Source organism: Micromonospora sp. HB375 (assembly GCF_017872985.1).
Lineage (GTDB): Bacteria > Actinomycetota > Actinomycetes > Mycobacteriales > Micromonosporaceae > Micromonospora > Micromonospora chalcea.
In genome coordinates, this window is the sequence record NZ_JAGGJO010000001.1 from 2,842,717 (window position 1) to 2,859,391 (window position 16,675).

Sequence of the window (16,675 nt, forward strand, 5' to 3'; positions counted from 1 at the left end):
ATCTGGTCGGCGTGTGCCGATCCGTCCGGATCCCGGACTTGGCGTCGAACTTTGAGGAGAGGGCCGACTTCTCGGCTGTCCGTGTCAGAGGTAACGAGCGCTACGTACCAGACATCGGACCAGGCCATGTGCCTGTATTCGTCATCGTCCACCGGCAGGGCGTGGCGTTCGCTCAGTGTGCCGATCACCATGTCGGCGTCGAGGTCGCGAAGCCTCGTTCTTAACCACTCTTCGTCGACCAACAGGACGTCTTGTGCTTTCCCTGAACCGCCCCGACTCTGGTGGAGTCCCTCAGCGCCAGGGCGACTCAAGACTCCGGCGACGCAGGTGCAGGGCTGGGGGGACCGAGGACCTGGTGGATCGGCTTCCAATTTTCACCGAGCTCATGGCCGGCAATCGGGATCGTCATCGGTTGGTCGGGGGAGTCCGGTTCGCCGAGGAAGACTCGTCCTTCCGCCCGGAAGTTCGTCTCGGTCACAATGACCTCGGTGTCGAAGGCGGTGTCCAGACCGCTGACCATGCCGTTCTCGTGGAGGAACCGAATGAAGTTCAAGGTGGCGATGGTTAGCACCATGATCTGTGCAATCAGCGGCACCGCCGCGCGGAACCGCTCCCGCACACCGAACGTGCGCGTCTCCGCTAGTCGTTCGGCGTCAGCGTGAACGACGTCGCCGTAGATCCATGCGAACCCGAGGACGTTGTCGGTCAGCTGTTCGAACTCGCCGGAGCCCGCTTTGGACACCTGGAGGTAGTAGCCCCGAACATCCCGTCCCTTTGGTTGGATCGATGTCCATTCGGCCTTGAGTCCCCGCAGGTTCTGCATCACCGGCTCCGGCGCGCCTGCTATGTGAAGGAGGTAGCCGAGGGCCTTGAGGGCCTTCCCATAGTAGGTCGGGTCGTCGTTGAGGATCAGCGGGCGCACCCGGGCTGCAGCCGATTCGACCTGCTCCTCGGGCGGGAACTCTTGGATCCAGGTCGCCATACCCGTCGAGGGTGTGACCTGGATCTTGAACCGCATTTGTGCCAGCGAGACCAGGGCGGTGCGATCGCGGGCGAGCGAGTGTTCCTCGGTGCGCCGGGCGCGAAGGATGAACGCGATGAGAGAAGCGTGGGCCTTGCGCTCTTTCTCTTGATCTCCGGTGTTCACGGTGATCAGGATACCGACTGTGAGAAATGAGTTACGTCTGGATCGTTCGGCGGAGAGGCGCCGGTCATGATCTCCAGCGCCTCGTCCCAAGCCGGACCGCCCGTGATATCTAACAACCGTCTCACGGACGGCCCGGGAAGGCCCGGTGGAGCCCGACCTGCCTCGGACCGCCACCTGGCCGTTGATCTGCGTGTCCGGCACGAGACGGTATCGTCCGGCAGGCGTCGGTAGGGCCGCTAGTTCACTGGGGGTCAAGGGGTCGTCGGTTCGAATCCGGCCGTCCCGACAAAGAAGAAGCCCTGACCAGCGGAAACACTGGTCAGGGCTTTGATTTTCTTCTATGGAGATTTGAACCGCCCCCCGAAAACCCCCCGTTTACGCGGTACGGCAACCAAGTTCGTCATCGGTGTGCATCGTTCTCTCCTGGCGACGATCCTTGGGTGCTCGGGTGGCTGCCGAGCCGTTCGAGGATGCCGGACACGTCTGGGGCTTGTACCGGCTTGGCGATGTAGTGAGCCGTTTTCATCCTGTGTAGCGGTTGGTCTCGGCGCGGTGCAGGACGAGGATGGCCTGCACGATCGCCGTAGCGCGGCGGGGACAGCAACGCAGCTTGGTCAGGATCTTCCAGGTCTTCAGCGTGGCGATGGCTCGTTCGCCGCGGGCGCGGAGCCGGGCATGACCACGGTTGACGGCCCGCTGGCGGCGGGACAGCTTCGGTCGGTATCGGTGGCGCTTGAACGGCGTGCGCACGCTTCCGCCGGCTCCCTGATAGCCCTTGTCCGCGAAGGTCAGCACGTTTGCGCTGGTCAGCGCGTCGATCAGGCCGTGGGTGCGGGCGGCGGTGAGGTCGTGGACCGCGCCGGGCAGCGCGGCCGACGCCCAGACCAACCGCCCGGCCGGGTCGGCCAGGACCTGCACGTTCGCCCCGTGGCGCTTGTGCTTACCGGAGTAGTAGGGCCGCTGGTCAGCGACCCGGTCGATGGGAATCAGCGTGCCGTCGAGGATCGCGTACGCCAACCGGGCAGCCCGACGCATGGCGGCGGTGAGGTCGTCGGCGCAGGCGGCGAGCAGGTCGACGGCCTCGCGTAGGTACCGCCACACGGTGGCCACCGACACGGCGAAGCCGGCCGCGAGGCGGGTGAGGGTGTCGCCGTTGCGCAGATGGGCCAGGGCCATCAGCGCCTGCTGCTGCGCAGGCAGCCTCCGCCAGCGGCCGTCGAGCGCACGTCGGCGGTCGCGGATCAGCTCGGTCAGGCGGGTCAGGCTGCGCGTGGACAGCGGGATGCTGGCAGGATAGGTCAGCAACGAAGCTCCCGTGCTGGGCAGTGCGTCTTGGTCGACTGCTGTCCTACCGGGAGCTTCGTCCTATCCGGACAATCGACACGCCGCCCCCGCCTACCTGCTCAACCGCCCTTGATCACGATGAAAAGAGCTCAATGATCCAGTCCTGGTGCACAATTGCGGTGGCTCTCGCCCTCGGCATGATGCGACATGCGCATGCGCAGATACCGGCATTATCACCGGATACCACCCGCAGGTGGGAGACACGGTTGTTCTCGGTAGAGCGGAGCTGGGAGTCCCGCTCGCCGAGAAGTTGAATGGAGTCCATTTCAATGGCAAGGCATAGGCCAACATCGGGGAGAACGGTAATCCGCAATGGGTGAACGAAGTTCAGAATGCACTCGGTAATGATGGGATGAACATCGCCGTCGACCTAGGTGGGCTCGACGCGAAGGCGGGTTGGGGTCCCAGAGAGATCTTCGAGGCGGCGGCAAGGCGTGGGAGCGGGCCGGGAGGCTGGAGGGGCAACGCGGGTACGGACTGGGAAACGAGACAGATTATGCTCAAATCCTTCCGAAATCCGAATCTTGCTGGCCGGATAACTTGGTACCTGAACGGTTCGAATGTCACTTCGGCCATGCGAGGCGTACTGGAATGGGAACGGATGCGCCAATGTCTGAGAAGAATCTGGTTGGTGCGCTTAACGGCGAGTTGGATCACTCCCTTGCGCTGAAATTTACGGTGGGCATTGCTTCGGCCAGCACTGCAGTAGCCGTCCTTTCGGTTGGGGAACGATTCGTAAACGTGATCGATAACGATGGCTCATACTTGCTGTCATTCAACTGGAAGGAGCGGCAGCAGGCGCACGGGCAAACCTCCGACATCTCCCACGTCGCCGACGCGGCACGGCGCTGGGTAGAAGGTTCAGGTCTAGAGGATCTCGCCGCCGACCATCCGTTCATCAAGTTCTCCGGGCTTCAACTCGCCTATGAGAGAGGGACTGCTGCCGAGTACCAATGGGCTGCGCTACTTGCCTCGGTTGAAGAAGAGGATCACATCTTCCGGGGCCTTGTTCTCCTGGCCTCGCGTGACAGCGTCCTCAATCGATTCTTTCCTCGCCTGGGCCACCGTTTCGCGTTGTCTGTCGACGAATACAGCGACGGCATTCTCGTCGCGGTGTTCGTCCGCCGTCCCGGACGGTTTGTCATCTTCGGTGACGACGACGGCGTCGAATTCGAGGGTGATGCGGCCCAGATGGTCGACTATTTGGTCGCGCGGCTTCGCGATCGGGTCCCCCGGTGAGCACCCGCCTTCGGGTGGGAGGATGGCCTGGTCGCCAACGTCACTCGGGTTCGGCGTTCCGTCCGCATCCGCTCCTCGACGAACCAGTACTGGTTGGCCCGGTCGGCCAGCGTCGCCCGCCCGGCGGCAAGGCCAACGCCGGGCGCCGCGACCCCTCCGCGACACGCGCCGACCTGCTGGCCGAGATCGTCGCCCCGCAGCTCGAACTCTGAGCCCGGCCATAGCTCGGACCGCTTCTCGATCAAGCCGGCCAATGGTCGGATGTCCCCAGCCCGACGGCTCGCCAGGTCGAGGTCCCCGCTTGACGAAACCCATAGGGACACCCCCCGCAGCGGGCCGGCCGTCGGTCCCTCGTTCACGCCACTGGAGAGGTGCCATGACCTCCACGTTTGCCCGACGGTTGACGGGCGCGGTCGGCCAGGTCGCGTTGGGCGCGATGCTGCTCGGTGCCGGCATCGCCCACCTGACAGTCGCGCGCCAGGAGTTCTTGGCGCAGGTGCCCTCCTGGCTCCCGCTCGACGCCGATCTCGTCGTCGTCGCCTCCGGAGTGGTCGAGATCTGTCTCGGGCTGGCCCTGCTCGCGGCTTGGAGACAGCCCGTACGCGGCCTCACCGGAGCGGTCGTAGCCGCCTTCTTCGTCGCGGTCTTCCCGGGCAACATCGCTCAGTTCACCGAAGGGCGTGACGGATTCGGCCTGGACACCGACGCGGCACGGGCGGTCCGCCTGCTCTTCCAGCCGCTGCTCGTACTCTGGGCGCTCGCCGCCACCAACGCGGTTCCCGCGCTCCGCTCACTGCGCCGTAGCCCCTGACACACGAACCGAATCCAACGGCATCCGTCAGCCCGGCTGCCGTTCGCTACCTGGGCGCCAGTTGCAGATCGTCTCTGATGACGACCATGTATGCCCAGATGCCGTCGCCGCACCGACACGAACCCCCATGCCGGCGAGCAGCGTGTCACGATGAACGGGGGTGGGCCGTTCTCGACCGTCGCGACTGCGGCGGCCGGGTGGACGCCCCGGACTTTGACGGGTGCGCTGTTGATGGGGGACCGTGGCGCCGTGGATCTGGTGACGCCCTGTCGTCGCCCCTCGTGTCGCCAGGCCGCGAGGCTGCTCAGCAACTGGATTGTCGCTCCAGTCGCTGTCTGCCGAGGGCGGCCCGTCTACTGCCCCTGGTCGACGAGATCCCGCCGATCAAAGGCATCCGCGGCCGACCCGGACAGCGACCGAAACGCATCTACGCCGACCCTGGCTAACGGCGACCGCGGCGGACGGGCTCGGCCTGAGCTGGCGCCAGGTTGATGACCCGGGCGCGGTGGTGGCGGGTCGTCGGCTGAGCGCGATAGACGCTCACCTCGAGCTCTCGCCCGATATACGGCCGGGCGGTGGCTTGCCGCGCACAGGACCTGAGCGAGAATGGGCCAGTTCGAACTCTGCGCAACCCTGGAAGGACCCTCCCTTGGCCGGTGGACTCGTAGCCCTGCTGGATGACGTGGCGGTGCTGGCCCGAGCCGCTGCCGCGTCGATCGATGACATCGGGGCGGGCGCCGCGAAGGCCGGCGCCAAGGCTGCGGGCGTCGTCGTCGACGATGCTGCCGTCACGCCGCAGTACGTGCGGAGCCTGGCGGCCGAGCGCGAGTTGCCGATTATCAAGCGCATTGCCCTGGGGTCGCTGCGCAACAAGTTCTTCATCATCCTGCCGGCCATGCTGCTGCTCAGTCAGTTCGTGCCCTGGCTGCTCACTCCGATCCTCATGCTCGGCGGCGCCTACCTCTGTTACGAAGGCGCGGAGAAGGTGTGGGCCAAGATCGCCCATCACGATGCCCACGGCGCGGGCGAGGAAAAGGTGCAGGACGAGACGACACTGGTGTCCGGGGCGGTACGAACCGACCTGATCCTCTCGGCGGAGATCATGGTCATCAGCCTCAACGAGGTGATCAATGAGGCGTTCTGGTCCCGCCTGGCGATCCTGGCGGTCGTCGCCGTCGTCATAACCGTCATGGTGTACGGCGTGGTGGCCCTGATCGTAAAGATGGACGACGCCGGGCTGCGCCTGTCGCAACGTTCCGGCGCCGTCGCCACGTTCGGCCGCGGTCTGGTGAGGGCGATGCCGGTAGTCCTCACCGTGCTGACGGTGGTCGGCACCGCGGCGATGCTGTGGGTGGGCGGGCACATCCTGCTGCTAGGCACGAACGAGCTGAACCTGCACTTCCTGTACGAGGCCGTGCACCACGTGGAGGTCGCCGCCCACGACGCCACGGGTGCGCTCGGCGGGCTCGTCGGCTGGCTCGTCAACACGGTGGCCAGCGCGATCCTCGGGCTGATCGTCGGAGCGCTGGTCGTGCTGGTCATGACTCTCACGCTCCACCTCCGCAAATCCAAGCCTGCGGCTGCGACCGCGGCGGCCACGACTCGTACTGACGGCACCATCCCCGCCCAGCCGAGCCGTGCAGCTCAGCGTCGCGACGATCCCGCGGACCGAGCGCCGCGCGTTTGACCGCAAATCATCGCCACTCGACTGCGGGGTCAGGCGTTCTGGTGCTGAACCGCGCTTGGTACTCCAGCCGCACCTGGTGGGGTCGGAGTCTTCGCTGGTAGTGGGCCGTTTTGGCGCGGTACTGGTGTCGTCGTCGCCATCGTGAACTACCGAATCGGCATCCGGTTCGACCGGATGCTGGAAGCGGCCCAACGTCGGCGGAGCCGGGCGTTGAGAGCTGGGCGAATAGATCGCAGGCACTCCCGGAGTCGGGATGTGCCGTTCCGGAGTCAGCGCTCGACGCCGAACTGGATGCCGTCTCGGCCATCAGCGTACGGCGATCAGAACGGGCGAACCGCGGGCGGCATACCTGGGAAGTCCGCCGACTCGCTCACCGACGCCCACTTCTCGACGTCGTCGAGCGCTGCACGGTAGGCGCGGGTGAGGTTGCGAACCGCCTCGGCGCCGAGCGGGAGCCGGAGCGGCGCGTCGGGTGTGTCGAGCATGTTCCGGATCACCCGGGCGGCTCGTGCCGGGTCGCCCTCCTGGATGCCGTCGGCTCCCTCCATGTTCGCGCGCACGGCACCCGTGACCCCCTCGTAGATCGAGCTCTGCCGCGCTGTGTTGAGCACGTCCGCGGCGTTGAACGCGGTGCGGAATCGACTGGGCTCGACGATGAGGACGCGGATGCCGAACGGTGCGACCTCGCCCGCCAGCGCCTCCGACCAGCCCTCGAGCGCGAACTTGCCGGCTGAGTAGCTGCCGACGGCGGGAAACGACATCCGCCCGCCCTGGCTGCTCATCTGCACGACCGCACCAGAGCGACGTTCCCTCATGTGGGGCAGCACGGCACGCACGTAGGCGGCCGGGCCGAACAGGTGCTGCTCGAGCATGGCCCGCAGAGCAGCGTCCGTGATCTCTTCGGCGGCGCCGACCTGTCCGGCGCCTGCATTGTTGACGAGCACGTCGACGCGCCCGAACACCTCCAGCGCCCGCTGCACGACCCCGGCAGCTCCGGCCGTGTCGCGCACATCGTGCGCGACGGCGAGGAGCCTATCCCCGTACCGCGCCTTGAGCCCGTCGAAGCGGTCGGCCCTTCGCGCGGTCCCGATCACATGCTCGCCAGCCTGGAGTGCCGCCTCGGCGAGCCCCAGACCGAGGCCGGAACTCGCGCCCGTGATGATCCATGTTCTCGTCTCGGCTGTCGTGGTCACGGCCCCGACACTAGAGCTTCGAGCGCGCTTGAAAGCAAGCCGCGCTCAGGCTCCGGAGGCGACGAGTGGTCCCGCCCGCTTGATCCTCTGCGCGACGATCTCGGTTTCGACGCTGTGCACGCCGGGGAGCGCACCGCGCACCGTTTGCGTTTCAGGCTGGAAACCGAGTTGTCGGTAGACCTCGGCCTTGTCGGCTGGGTCGGCACAGTGAGACTGAACTGGTTGCCGTAGAAGGCGCGGTGGGGTTCGCCGGCCACGACGGCGCAGGGTAGGCCCGCGAGCCGTGGCTCGGACCGCTATCTGGTCCGGCGAAGCCGGCCCGAGCTACGGCTTGCGATCAGGCCGTGGCCCGGGGGGCGTGGTCAGGCACCTGAATTCGGAAGCGGGCTGTGCTGTGCGGGTTCCTGCGGTGTCACCGTGAACCCGGTCATGGCCAGCGAGAGCAGGCGGGTCGCTGTGGTACCGGGGTCGCGGTCGTTCTCGGTCGCCAGGGCGATCCCGGTGACCAGCGTCGACAGGTCGCCGAAGGTGACGTCGGGCGCCAGCACTCCGGCCTCGGCGGCCCGGCGTACCAGCGGCTCACCCGCCTCGGACAGTTGGTCGGACGCGCAGTAGGCGCTTTCGACGCGGCCGCGGTTCAGCGCCTCGGCCAGGCCCCGGATCGTGGCGGCGGCCCGCGTCATCTCGATCAGGAATTCGGTGAGCGCGGCCCTGGGGTCCGGGTTGCCCACTAGTTCGCCCGCGCGGGCGCAGAGGGCGTCGATGCGCTCCCGGAAGACGGCTTCGAGCAGGGCGTGGCGGGTCGGGAAGTGGCGGCGGACCGTGCCGGAGCCCACCCCGGCGGTCCGGGCGATCTGTTCCAGCGACGCGTCGGCCCCGTGCTCGGCAACCGCCTCCGCTGCCACCGCGAGCAGAAGTTCGTAGTTGCGGCGTGCGTCTGCTCGCATGTTTCACCTCGGCGTTGCTAAGCGGCGGGGTCCGCCGTATCTTAGCAAGCATAAACGGCGGGCCCCGCCGTTTCTTGGGTCGAGGAGTGTCCATGTCTGATCGAGCACCAGTACTGGTCACCGGCGCTACCGGCCAGCAGGGCGGGGCAACCGCCCGCGCCCTGCTCGCCGCCGGCGTCCCGGTGCGCGCCCTGGTCCGTAACCCTGCTGCCGCCAATGCCGCCGCAGTCGCCGCCCTCGGCGCCGAGCTGGTCACCGGCGATCTCCGCGACCCCGCATCGCTGGTCCCGGCCGCCCGGGGCGCCCGCGCCGTCTTCTCCGTGCAGATGCCGGAGCTGCGCGGCGACACCTGGGACTTCGAGAGCGAACTCGCCCAGGGCGTCAACCTGATCGAGGCCGCGCTGGCCGCGGAGGTCCCGCAGTTCGTGCGCACCTCGGTGTCCGGCGCCGGGCGGCACGAGGACGCCCCCGGCTGGACCGACGGACGCTGGGCCGCGATGGAGCGCGTCTTCCTGCCCAAGGCCGGCATGCAGGAACGCGTCCGGGCCGCCGGCTTCGACCGGTGGACGCTGATCAAGCCGGGCTTCTTCATGGAGAACTTCCTGCCCGACCTGGCCTACCTGCTGCCGCGGGGCATCGCGGGCGGGCTCGCGACGGTCCTCCGGCCGCAGACCCACCTGTCGCTGGTCGCCGTCGACGACATCGGTCGCGCGGCCGCAGCTGCCGTCGCCGACCCCGACCGCTTCCACCGCGTCGAACTCGAACTGGCCGGCGACCACCTGCCGATGACGGAAATCGCGAAGATCATCGGTGAGTCGCTCGGCATCGACGGCACCGCTCCCGACATGACCGAGGCGGAAGCGCTTGCCGCCGGCATGCCGCCGTGGGCCACCACCTCCCACGAGTTCTTGAACGTCGCCGGGCAGCCGGCCCGGCCGGAGTTCGCGCGCGCCCTCGGCATCCCCCTGACCCCGTTCGCTGAGTGGGCCGACCGCCACCTGCGCCCCCTCCGTCAGGGCTGACGCCAAGGCTTGGTCATTGTCACGCCCATGGACACGCCGTCCGGTCCAAGTCGGCGAGTTTGTCGGCCGCGACGTGAGCGATCGGTCGAGTTCGACATCGTCGACGAGCCGCCGACGATGTCGACGTTGCGCGGAGCATTCGCATGAGTCACCTGACGACCTCCCCACTCCGGTTCCGTGGCGCGATCAGCCCCACCGATGGAAGCAGCATGAGCAGGGCAAGCCCAGTCAGGAGAGAAGCCACCCACACGGGGCCGAGGTCACTGGAATCCGACAGCGTCAGGGCTGCAAGTGCCGGGCCGGCGGCGGCTCCTATGTTGAGCGCGGCGGTTGCGTAGGAACCTCCCATGGTGGGCGCTTCGGATGCTGCGTAGAGCACCCGCGCGATGAGCGTGCTACCCACCGCGAAAGCCAGGATGCCCTGGACGAAGACGAGGATCAGCAGCAGTACGGGGTGTGTGGCGACGAGCGCGAGTGCCAGCCACCCCAGGAACAGGAGGGGAGCGGCCACTCCGAGAATCGGACGAGGGCGCCGGTCGGAGAGCCGCCCGGCGGCAGTGACGCCGATGAACGATCCGATGCCGAACACGACCAGGGCCAGCGGTACCCACACCTCGTCCAGTCCTGCGGTCTCGGTGACGACGGGTGCAAGAAAGGTGAACGCCGCGAAGGTCCCGCCGTTGACAAACGCTCCGAGCAGCATTGCCACGAGCAGTCGGGGCTTTCGGAGTTGCGCGAGTTCGAAGGCCAGAGACGCGCCGGCGGCGGGCCCTTCCGCTGTCGGCTCGGAGCGGGGCCGGATCCCCGCGAGGATGCCGACAGCGGCGGGGACACACAGCAGCGCGACTGCCCAGAAGGTCGCTCGCCACCCCATCGCGGTGCCGAGCAGCGCGCCCGCCGGCACGCCTGCGACGACGGCGATCGTCGTACCGGAAAGGAGGGCCGCCAAGGCACGCCCCTTCTGGTTCGGGGCCACGAGACCGGTCGCGGTGGTGAGGGCGACGGCCAGGAAGCCGGCGTTGGCAACCGCAGCCAGGACACGGGTTGCGAACAGCACGGAGAAGGACGGGGTTGTCGCGGCGACGACGTGGCAGAGAGTGAAGATCACCACGAATCCAAGGAGCGTGGTCCGTGCCGGCCACCGACGTGCGAAGGCAGCCATGAGGGGTGAGCCGACGATCATCCCGACCGCGAAGGCGGAGGTGAGCAGCCCGGCGGACCCGACGGAGACATCGAGGCTCGTGGCGATGTCGGGCACAAGGCCCGCGAGCATGAATTCAGAGGTGCCCATGGCGAAGACGGCGAGGGCAAGAAGATGGAGAGCGAAAGGCATCGAGTTGCTCCGAGGCATGAAACGGACAGAAGGCGTCTCGTCACCACGGCCAACCCGGGGGTCGAACAACCGCCCACACGTATGCGGTAGTGGGCGGGAGGCTGGAACCTCAGTGGTTCAGGGGCTGACGGCGTGGCCGAAAGCCCCCGAAGTGTCCGACTCGGGGCTCGACATGGACGCCACTTTACCGATGGCTGCCCGGCTCCCGCACATCCATTTTCGATGAGGCAGGCCGCGCGACAGCTGCCTGGTTCGGCCCATTCCGGTAGACGTTGCGATGGCCACGCGATGCTGAGTGGCTCCGGGGCTTGAAATCCTACTTGCTCAGTAGGAAAATTGATCCATGCTGCTTGTTCGGCTGTTCACCTCCCGCCGGGTCGTCGACCTGATGCGGGTCGCCGCGCAGCTCTGTCGCGTGGCGACCCTTCCGGCCTGAGCGGGCGCTCGCTGCCTCTCGGTCCTCGTCCCGCCGGCTCGCGTCCGGCACCTCCGCGCCCGTTTCCGAGCGGCCGCACGTCAACGAGAGGGATCCGTCATGAACAGTGAACCCGCACCGTCCGCACCCCCCGACGCCGCACGACCCACCCGCGCGTTCGCCGACGACTGGCAGGAGTGGCACCGCCGGCACGAGGAGGCGCGGGCGGACCGCCACGGCTTCCTCGCCGTGGCCGGACTGCACTGGCTCACCGCGGAGCCGCAGCGGTTCCCCGGTGTGCCCGGGGAGTGGCGCACCGGGACGGACGGGCCGGTGGTGACCCTCGCCGACGACGAGGAGATCGTCGTCGACGGCCGGCGCATCCGGAAGAGGCATCAGTTCGGGGTGATCGCCGAGCGCGCCGGGATCACCGTGGAGATCGACGGTGGTGTCCTCGAGGTGGCCCGGCGGGGTGGGCGCGACATCCTCCGACCCCGACGCCCCGACCACCCGCTGCGGACGCGCTACCGGGGCACCGCCACCTTCCCGCCCGCCGAGCGGTGGGTGCTCCAGGGGCGGTTCGTGCCGTTCGAGCGTCCCCGGCCCACCACGGTCGGCGCTGCCGTGGAGGGGCTCGAGCACATCTACGACGCGCCCGGCCGGATCGAGTTCTGCGTCGACGGGCTGCCGCTGAGCCTGACCGCGTTCAACGGTGTGACGCCCGGCAGCCTGTCGGTGCTGTTCACCGACACCACCTCCGGCATCACCACCTATGGGGCCAACCGGTCGCTGGCCGTCGGTACGCCGGACGAGCAGGGCCGGGTGACGCTGGACTTCAACCGGGCCGTCAACCTGCCATGCGCGTACACCGACTTCGCGACGTGCCCGCTGCCACCGACGGAGAACCGGCTGCCGGTCGCCGTCGAGGCCGGGGAGAAGATTCCGTACGAGCGGCTGGCGGCCGACCCCGCCGCCCGTTCCTAGCGCTCCGCGCCCACACCACTCGGGAGGTACGCCCATGACCTCGTCCGCCGACGACCCGATTGACGCCGACGCCGACGCGCTACGCAGGTTGCTGCGCCACCAGGCCAGCACCGTCACTGTGGTCACCGCCCCCGGTGCGCCGCCGGTGGGCTTCACCGCGACATCGTTCACGTCGGTGTCGCTGACGCCGCCGATCGTCTCGTTCTGCCTTAACCTCGGCTCGTCCACGTGGCCGACGCTGGCGCAGGCCCGGCACGTGGCGGTGCACCTGCTCGCACACGGCCAGCACAAGTTGGCCCATACCTTCGCCACGAGCGGCATCGACCGCTTCGCCGCTCCGACCCGCTGGCGGCCCGGGCCGAACGGACTGCCGATCCTCGACGGCGCCCTGGCCTGGCTGGCGTGCCGGGTCGTCGACCGGGTGGTCGTCGGCGATCACGCGGTCGTGCTGGCCGAGCCGGAGTTGCTCCGGCACGCCGATGTCGGCTCCCCGCTGCTCTACCACCGGGGTCGCTACGCCGGTCTCGCGGACGCTCCGGACGGCACGGCCCGTCGCGCCGCCGCCTGACCATCGGGCCGGCGTCTTGCGCCGGTCGTCGTCGACAGGGTCGCCACTGTGGGCCACCTGTCGGGAACCTGGCGAGGACCGAAGGAGGTCGTATGCGTGCGATCGTCGCCGCTCCGGGCACCGTCGACGGGTTCCGGGTGACCGATGTCCCCGAGCCCGAATGCGGGCCGGGGCAGGTGCTGGTCGAGGTGCGGCATGCCGCCGTCAACAACGGCGAGATCCGTCACCTCGACCTCTGGCCGGCCGGACAGGTGCTCGGGCACGACGCCGCCGGAGAGGTGCTGCGCGCCGCCGAAAGCGGCACCGGTCCCCGGGTGGGCGACCGGGTGCTCGCCTTCGGACCGGGCGCGTGGGCCCAACTCGCGGTGTTCGACCTGGACAGCGTCGCGGTGGTGCCCCCCGATGTCGACCTGTCCGAGGTTGCCGCGCTGCCGATGGTCGGCCTCACCGCGCTGCGGACGCTGCGTGAGTCCGGTCCGCTGCCCGGGCGTCGCGTACTGATCACCGGGGCGTCCGGGGGAGTGGGCCGAGTTGCCGTCCAGTTGGCTCGGCACGGGGGCGCGTACGTGATCGCCGCGGTCGGGTCGGCGTCCCGGGGCGACGGGCTGGCGGCGCTGGGGGCCGACGAGGTGGTGGTCGGCCTGAAGGGTGTCGGCGACCCGGTCGACGTGGTGCTGGACACCGTGGGAGGCGCCCAGCTGGTGGCCGCGTGGGGTCTGCTCGCGCCGGGCGGGGTGCTGCACAGCATTGGCTGGGCCTCCGGTGAGCCGGCCGTCTTTCCGGTGAACTCGACCTTCGCCCCGGGCGCGTCCCGGACGCTGCGGTCCTTCGGCGACACCACCGCCCCGGCCGCCGATCTGGCGCTGCTGGTGGACCTCGTGGCTCAGGGGGCGCTGCGGGCGCCGATCGGCTGGCGCGGATCGTGGCGTCACCTCGGGGGCGCGATCGAGGCGCTGCGGGAACGACGGGTGCCGGGCAAGGTCCTGCTCGATCTGGACTGACTGTGACGCGCAGCGGTGAGTGCCCGGCGGACACATTCCCCCTAAACCCTATAGCCTTAGTAGGTAATGCGTCAACGAATCGGCCTCCCCGCGTGCGATAACCGACATCCGTCGACCGATGTGTTGACGCCGTCCCGCGCGTCGAGTGGACTCGGCTCATGTCCAGCGAGCTGCGGCTGACGATCCGCGGCCACATCGACTTCGGTCGGGTGTGGTCGAGTTCCTGTCTGGCCTGACCGGCACCCGCTTACCCGGCGCGCCGCACCGGCCCGCCGAGGTGGGGCTCACTGCCGAGCCGACCGCCGAGCCATCAAGCACCGACACCGTCACCGACCCGCGCCCACCGCGCCGGGCCGGTGTCGGCGTACCCGAACCGCCTGCCTGGACAGGAGACCTCGCCATGCCCGCCAACCGTCTGCGAACCCTCGCCGCCGCCGCGCTCACCCCGCTGCTCGCCGTCGTCGCCGGCTGCTCCACCACCGCCACGCCGGCCGCCGAAGCCGCCGGCCAGCCCCGCTCCGGCGGCAGCCTCACCTGGGCCGTAGAGACCGAGCCGATCACCCTCAACCCGCACCAGTACGCCCAGGCCAAGGCCCGGCTGCTGGTCTGGAACACCTTCGAGTCCCTGCTCACCTACGACAAGCAGGGCAAGCTTGTGCCGTGGCTGGCCACCGGCTGGCAGGTCGCCCCGGACGGATTGTCGTACACGCTGACACTGCGCGACGGCGTCACCTTCTCCGACGGCACGCCCCTGGACGCCGCGGCAGTAAAGGCGAACATCGACAAACTGCGCGAACCCGGGTACGCCCCCGCCGTCACCGCCGTGCAACTGCGCAACCTCAAGGCCGTCGAGGTGGTCGACCCGCGCACCGTACGGCTCACCCTCACCACCCCCGACGTGCTGATCCTCGACTTCCTCGCCTCCCCGCAGGGCGCCCAGATCTCCCCGAAGTCGCTGCGCGAGGCGAAGAACCTCAAGGCCGGCGGCGTCGACGTGGTCGGCAGCGGGCCGTTCGTGCTGGACCGCTACGTCGCCGGTCAGGAACTGCACTACCGGCGCAACCCCGGCTACGACTGGGCCCCGCCCACCGCGGCCCATACCGGCCCCGCCTACCTCGACGAGGTCACCTACCGCTTCCTGAAGGAGTCGGCGGTGCGCGTCGGCGCCCTCACGTCGGGCCAGGTGCAGGTCGTCGAGGGGGTGCCCGCCACCGACCAGCCGCTGGTCACCGCCAACCGGGGGCTGCGCCTGACCCGGGAGCTCAACTCCGGCTCCGCCTACTCGTACTACTTCAACACCTCCCACCCGCCCTTCGACGACCTACGGGTCCGGCAGGCGTTCCGCCAGGCCGTCGACGTGGACACCGTGCTGCGGTCGGTCTACCGGGACACCGCGACCCGCGCCTGGAGCGTGATCAGCCCGTCCAGCCCGCTCTACGACAAGCGGCTCGACGGCAGCGCGTACAGCGGCGACGCGGCCAAGGCGAACGCTCTGCTCGACCAGGCCGGCTGGACCGCCCGGGACGCCGACGGCTACCGGGTGAAGGGCGGCAAAAGGCTCACCGTGCGGCTCGTACAGTCCGCACCCTTCGTCCGCGACCGACGCGACGTGCTGGCGCAGGCCGTGCAGGCGGCCGTCAAGCAGAGCGCCGGCATCGACCTGAAGGTGTCGCTCGTCGACCAGGGCACCGCCACCGAGGCGATCCAGAACAACGAGTACGAGGTCTTCGACAACTCGCGGGCCGACACCGACGCCGGGGCGGCACTGAACCTGCTGTTGCACTCGAAGGGCGGCATCAACCGCACCCACGCCAACGATCCCCGCATCGATGCGCTCCTGGAGGCCGGTCAGGCCGCCGCGGACCCGGCGAAGCGCGCCGGCATCTATGCCGACCTGCAGCAGCGGGTCGTCGTCGAGCAGGCCCTCGTCCTGCCGCTGTACGCGCCGGCCGACCAGATCGCCGCCGGCACCGGCGTCGGCGGTGTGCGCTTCGAACCCACCGCCGGGGTGCCCGCCAGCGCGTACGACCTGTGGATCGGGAAGTGACATGAGCCGCCCACCCGTGCGTGCCGTGGCCCGCCGGCTCGGCGCCGGCCTGGTCGTCCTCTGGGTCGCGGCCACCGCCGCCTACCTGGCGCTGCTGGCTGCCCCCGGGGACACAGTGGACAACATCGTCGGCGACGGCCCGGACACCCCGCAGATCCGCGCCGAGATCATCGCCGACTGGGGCCTGGACCGGCCGGCCGTCGTCCAGTACCTCGACTACCTCGGGCGGCTGGGTGGCGGCGACCTCGGTCGCTCGTACCTCCTGCAACGACCCGTCGCCGAGGTGATCGGAGAGCAGCTCGCCCCCACCCTCAGGCTCGCGGTCGCCGCCGCCGGGCTCGGGGTGCTGATCGCCCTGCTCATCGCGGTGGCCACCGCCGGGAACCGGCGGCCGTGGCTGCGCCGGCTCAGCTCCGGCAGCGAACTGCTGCTGGTCTCCACCCCGTCGTTCCTGATCGGGCTCCTGCTGCTCAGCGTGCTGTCGTTCCGGTTCGGCCTCTTCCCGGTGTCGGGTGACCAGGGCGTCGCCGCGCTGGTGCTGCCCGCCGTCACCCTTGCGCTGCCCATCGCGGGGCTGCTCGCCCAGGTGCTGCGCGACGGCATCGACAAGGCCCTCGACGAGCCGTTCGTGCTCACCGCCCGGTCCCGGGGCGTGCGGGAACGAACAGTGCTGGTACGCCACGCGTTGCGGCACGCCGTCCTGCCGGCCGTCAGCCTGGCCGGCTGGGTCTTCGGCGTCGTCGTCGGCGGCACCGTCATCGTCGAACAGGTCTTCGGCCGGCCCGGCCTCGGCCAGGTCACCCTCTCCGCGGTCACCACCCGGGACATGCCGGTGGTACTGGCCGTGGTCACCCTCTCCGCCGCCGGCTACGTCGTGGTCAACACCACCGCCGACCTGGCGTACCTGCTGGTCGACCCGCGTCTGCGAAGGAGTTGA

Annotated in this window: 14 protein-coding genes and 1 pseudogene; 10 read left to right on the forward strand and 5 right to left on the reverse strand. The window is 69.1% G+C overall.

Annotation, left to right across the window (positions count from 1 at the left end; all coding sequences use genetic code 11):
* Window positions 1-307: 307 nt before the first annotated feature.
* Both J3R08_RS13130 and J3R08_RS13135 read right to left on the reverse strand, forming a co-directional pair.
* Window positions 308-1,147 carry a hypothetical protein gene (locus J3R08_RS13130; protein WP_209961345.1) on the reverse strand — a complete coding sequence of 280 codons (840 nt, stop codon included), beginning with the start codon at window positions 1,145-1,147 and terminating at the stop codon, window positions 308-310.
* 522 nt (window positions 1,148-1,669) lie between these two features.
* On the reverse strand, window positions 1,670-2,452 hold the full coding sequence (locus J3R08_RS13135) for a transposase family protein (RefSeq protein ID WP_209960757.1): 783 nt from the start codon (window positions 2,450-2,452) through the stop codon (window positions 1,670-1,672).
* 648 nt (window positions 2,453-3,100) lie between these two features.
* Between J3R08_RS13135 and J3R08_RS13140 the strand changes: the two genes are divergently transcribed.
* The 4 genes and pseudogenes from J3R08_RS13140 to J3R08_RS13155 all read left to right on the forward strand — a co-directional run bounded on the left by J3R08_RS13140 (window position 3,101) and on the right by J3R08_RS13155 (window position 6,228).
* The gene (locus tag J3R08_RS13140) at window positions 3,101-3,730 is read left to right on the forward strand and encodes a hypothetical protein (protein ID WP_209961347.1); all 630 of its coding nucleotides are present in this window, start codon (window positions 3,101-3,103) and stop codon (window positions 3,728-3,730) included.
* A gap of 376 nt (window positions 3,731-4,106) precedes the next feature.
* Window positions 4,107-4,541 (forward strand): hypothetical protein, encoded by a 435-nt coding sequence (locus J3R08_RS13145; RefSeq protein ID WP_043324855.1) that lies wholly within the window; start codon window positions 4,107-4,109, stop codon window positions 4,539-4,541.
* A 350-nt stretch (window positions 4,542-4,891) separates the two neighbouring features.
* A pseudogene (locus tag J3R08_RS13150) lies at window positions 4,892-4,984 on the forward strand (IS5/IS1182 family transposase); the annotation flags it as partial.
* Between the two features lie 206 nt (window positions 4,985-5,190).
* On the forward strand, window positions 5,191-6,228 hold the full coding sequence (locus J3R08_RS13155; RefSeq protein ID WP_209961349.1) for a DUF808 domain-containing protein: 1,038 nt from the start codon (window positions 5,191-5,193) through the stop codon (window positions 6,226-6,228).
* A 320-nt stretch (window positions 6,229-6,548) separates the two neighbouring features.
* Here the strand turns inward: J3R08_RS13155 and J3R08_RS13160 are convergent, their stop codons facing one another.
* Window positions 6,549-7,421, reverse strand: coding sequence for an SDR family NAD(P)-dependent oxidoreductase (locus tag J3R08_RS13160; RefSeq protein WP_166456573.1), 873 nt, complete (start codon window positions 7,419-7,421; stop codon window positions 6,549-6,551).
* Between the two features lie 362 nt (window positions 7,422-7,783).
* On the reverse strand, window positions 7,784-8,368 hold the full coding sequence (locus tag J3R08_RS13165; RefSeq protein ID WP_209961350.1) for a TetR/AcrR family transcriptional regulator: 585 nt from the start codon (window positions 8,366-8,368) through the stop codon (window positions 7,784-7,786).
* A gap of 92 nt (window positions 8,369-8,460) precedes the next feature.
* Here J3R08_RS13165 and J3R08_RS13170 point away from each other — a divergent pair, with 92 nt between their 5' ends.
* Window positions 8,461-9,390 (forward strand): NmrA family NAD(P)-binding protein, encoded by a 930-nt coding sequence (locus tag J3R08_RS13170; protein WP_209961352.1) that lies wholly within the window; start codon window positions 8,461-8,463, stop codon window positions 9,388-9,390.
* 148 nt (window positions 9,391-9,538) lie between these two features.
* On the opposite strand, the gene J3R08_RS13175 is transcribed toward J3R08_RS13170, so the two are convergent.
* Window positions 9,539-10,723 carry a Cmx/CmrA family chloramphenicol efflux MFS transporter gene (locus tag J3R08_RS13175; RefSeq protein ID WP_069090055.1) on the reverse strand — a complete coding sequence of 395 codons (1,185 nt, stop codon included), beginning with the start codon at window positions 10,721-10,723 and terminating at the stop codon, window positions 9,539-9,541.
* A gap of 535 nt (window positions 10,724-11,258) precedes the next feature.
* Between J3R08_RS13175 and J3R08_RS13180 the strand changes: the two genes are divergently transcribed.
* From J3R08_RS13180 to J3R08_RS13200, 5 genes are all read left to right on the forward strand, one after another.
* Complete coding sequence (locus tag J3R08_RS13180) at window positions 11,259-12,122, forward strand: DUF1684 domain-containing protein (RefSeq protein WP_209961354.1); 864 nt, start codon at window positions 11,259-11,261, stop codon at window positions 12,120-12,122.
* 34 nt (window positions 12,123-12,156) lie between these two features.
* Window positions 12,157-12,690, forward strand: coding sequence for a flavin reductase family protein (locus J3R08_RS13185; protein WP_209961356.1), 534 nt, complete (start codon window positions 12,157-12,159; stop codon window positions 12,688-12,690).
* Window positions 12,691-12,782: 92 nt separating this feature from the next.
* Entirely contained in the window at window positions 12,783-13,691 is a 909-nt protein-coding gene (locus tag J3R08_RS13190) for a zinc-binding dehydrogenase (RefSeq protein ID WP_209961359.1), read from the forward strand.
* A gap of 400 nt (window positions 13,692-14,091) precedes the next feature.
* The gene (locus tag J3R08_RS13195; RefSeq protein ID WP_209961361.1) at window positions 14,092-15,738 is read left to right on the forward strand and encodes an ABC transporter substrate-binding protein; all 1,647 of its coding nucleotides are present in this window, start codon (window positions 14,092-14,094) and stop codon (window positions 15,736-15,738) included.
* Window position 15,739: 1 nt separating this feature from the next.
* On the forward strand, window positions 15,740-16,675 hold the full coding sequence (locus J3R08_RS13200) for an ABC transporter permease (protein WP_209961364.1): 936 nt from the start codon (window positions 15,740-15,742) through the stop codon (window positions 16,673-16,675).

Coding starts and splice junctions, on each gene's coding strand:
- J3R08_RS13195 (WP_209961361.1), top strand. CDS start 14,092: ATGCCCGCCAACCGTCTGCGAACCCTCGCCGCCGCCGCGCTCACCCCG.
- J3R08_RS13165 (WP_209961350.1), bottom strand. CDS start 8,368: ATGCGAGCAGACGCACGCCGCAACTACGAACTTCTGCTCGCGGTGGCA.
- J3R08_RS13175 (WP_069090055.1), bottom strand. CDS start 10,723: ATGCCTTTCGCTCTCCATCTTCTTGCCCTCGCCGTCTTCGCCATGGGC.
- J3R08_RS13145 (WP_043324855.1), top strand. CDS start 4,107: ATGACCTCCACGTTTGCCCGACGGTTGACGGGCGCGGTCGGCCAGGTC.
- J3R08_RS13200 (WP_209961364.1), top strand. CDS start 15,740: ATGAGCCGCCCACCCGTGCGTGCCGTGGCCCGCCGGCTCGGCGCCGGC.
- J3R08_RS13170 (WP_209961352.1), top strand. CDS start 8,461: ATGTCTGATCGAGCACCAGTACTGGTCACCGGCGCTACCGGCCAGCAG.
- J3R08_RS13190 (WP_209961359.1), top strand. CDS start 12,783: ATGCGTGCGATCGTCGCCGCTCCGGGCACCGTCGACGGGTTCCGGGTG.
- J3R08_RS13140 (WP_209961347.1), top strand. CDS start 3,101: ATGTCTGAGAAGAATCTGGTTGGTGCGCTTAACGGCGAGTTGGATCAC.
- J3R08_RS13185 (WP_209961356.1), top strand. CDS start 12,157: ATGACCTCGTCCGCCGACGACCCGATTGACGCCGACGCCGACGCGCTA.
- J3R08_RS13180 (WP_209961354.1), top strand. CDS start 11,259: ATGAACAGTGAACCCGCACCGTCCGCACCCCCCGACGCCGCACGACCC.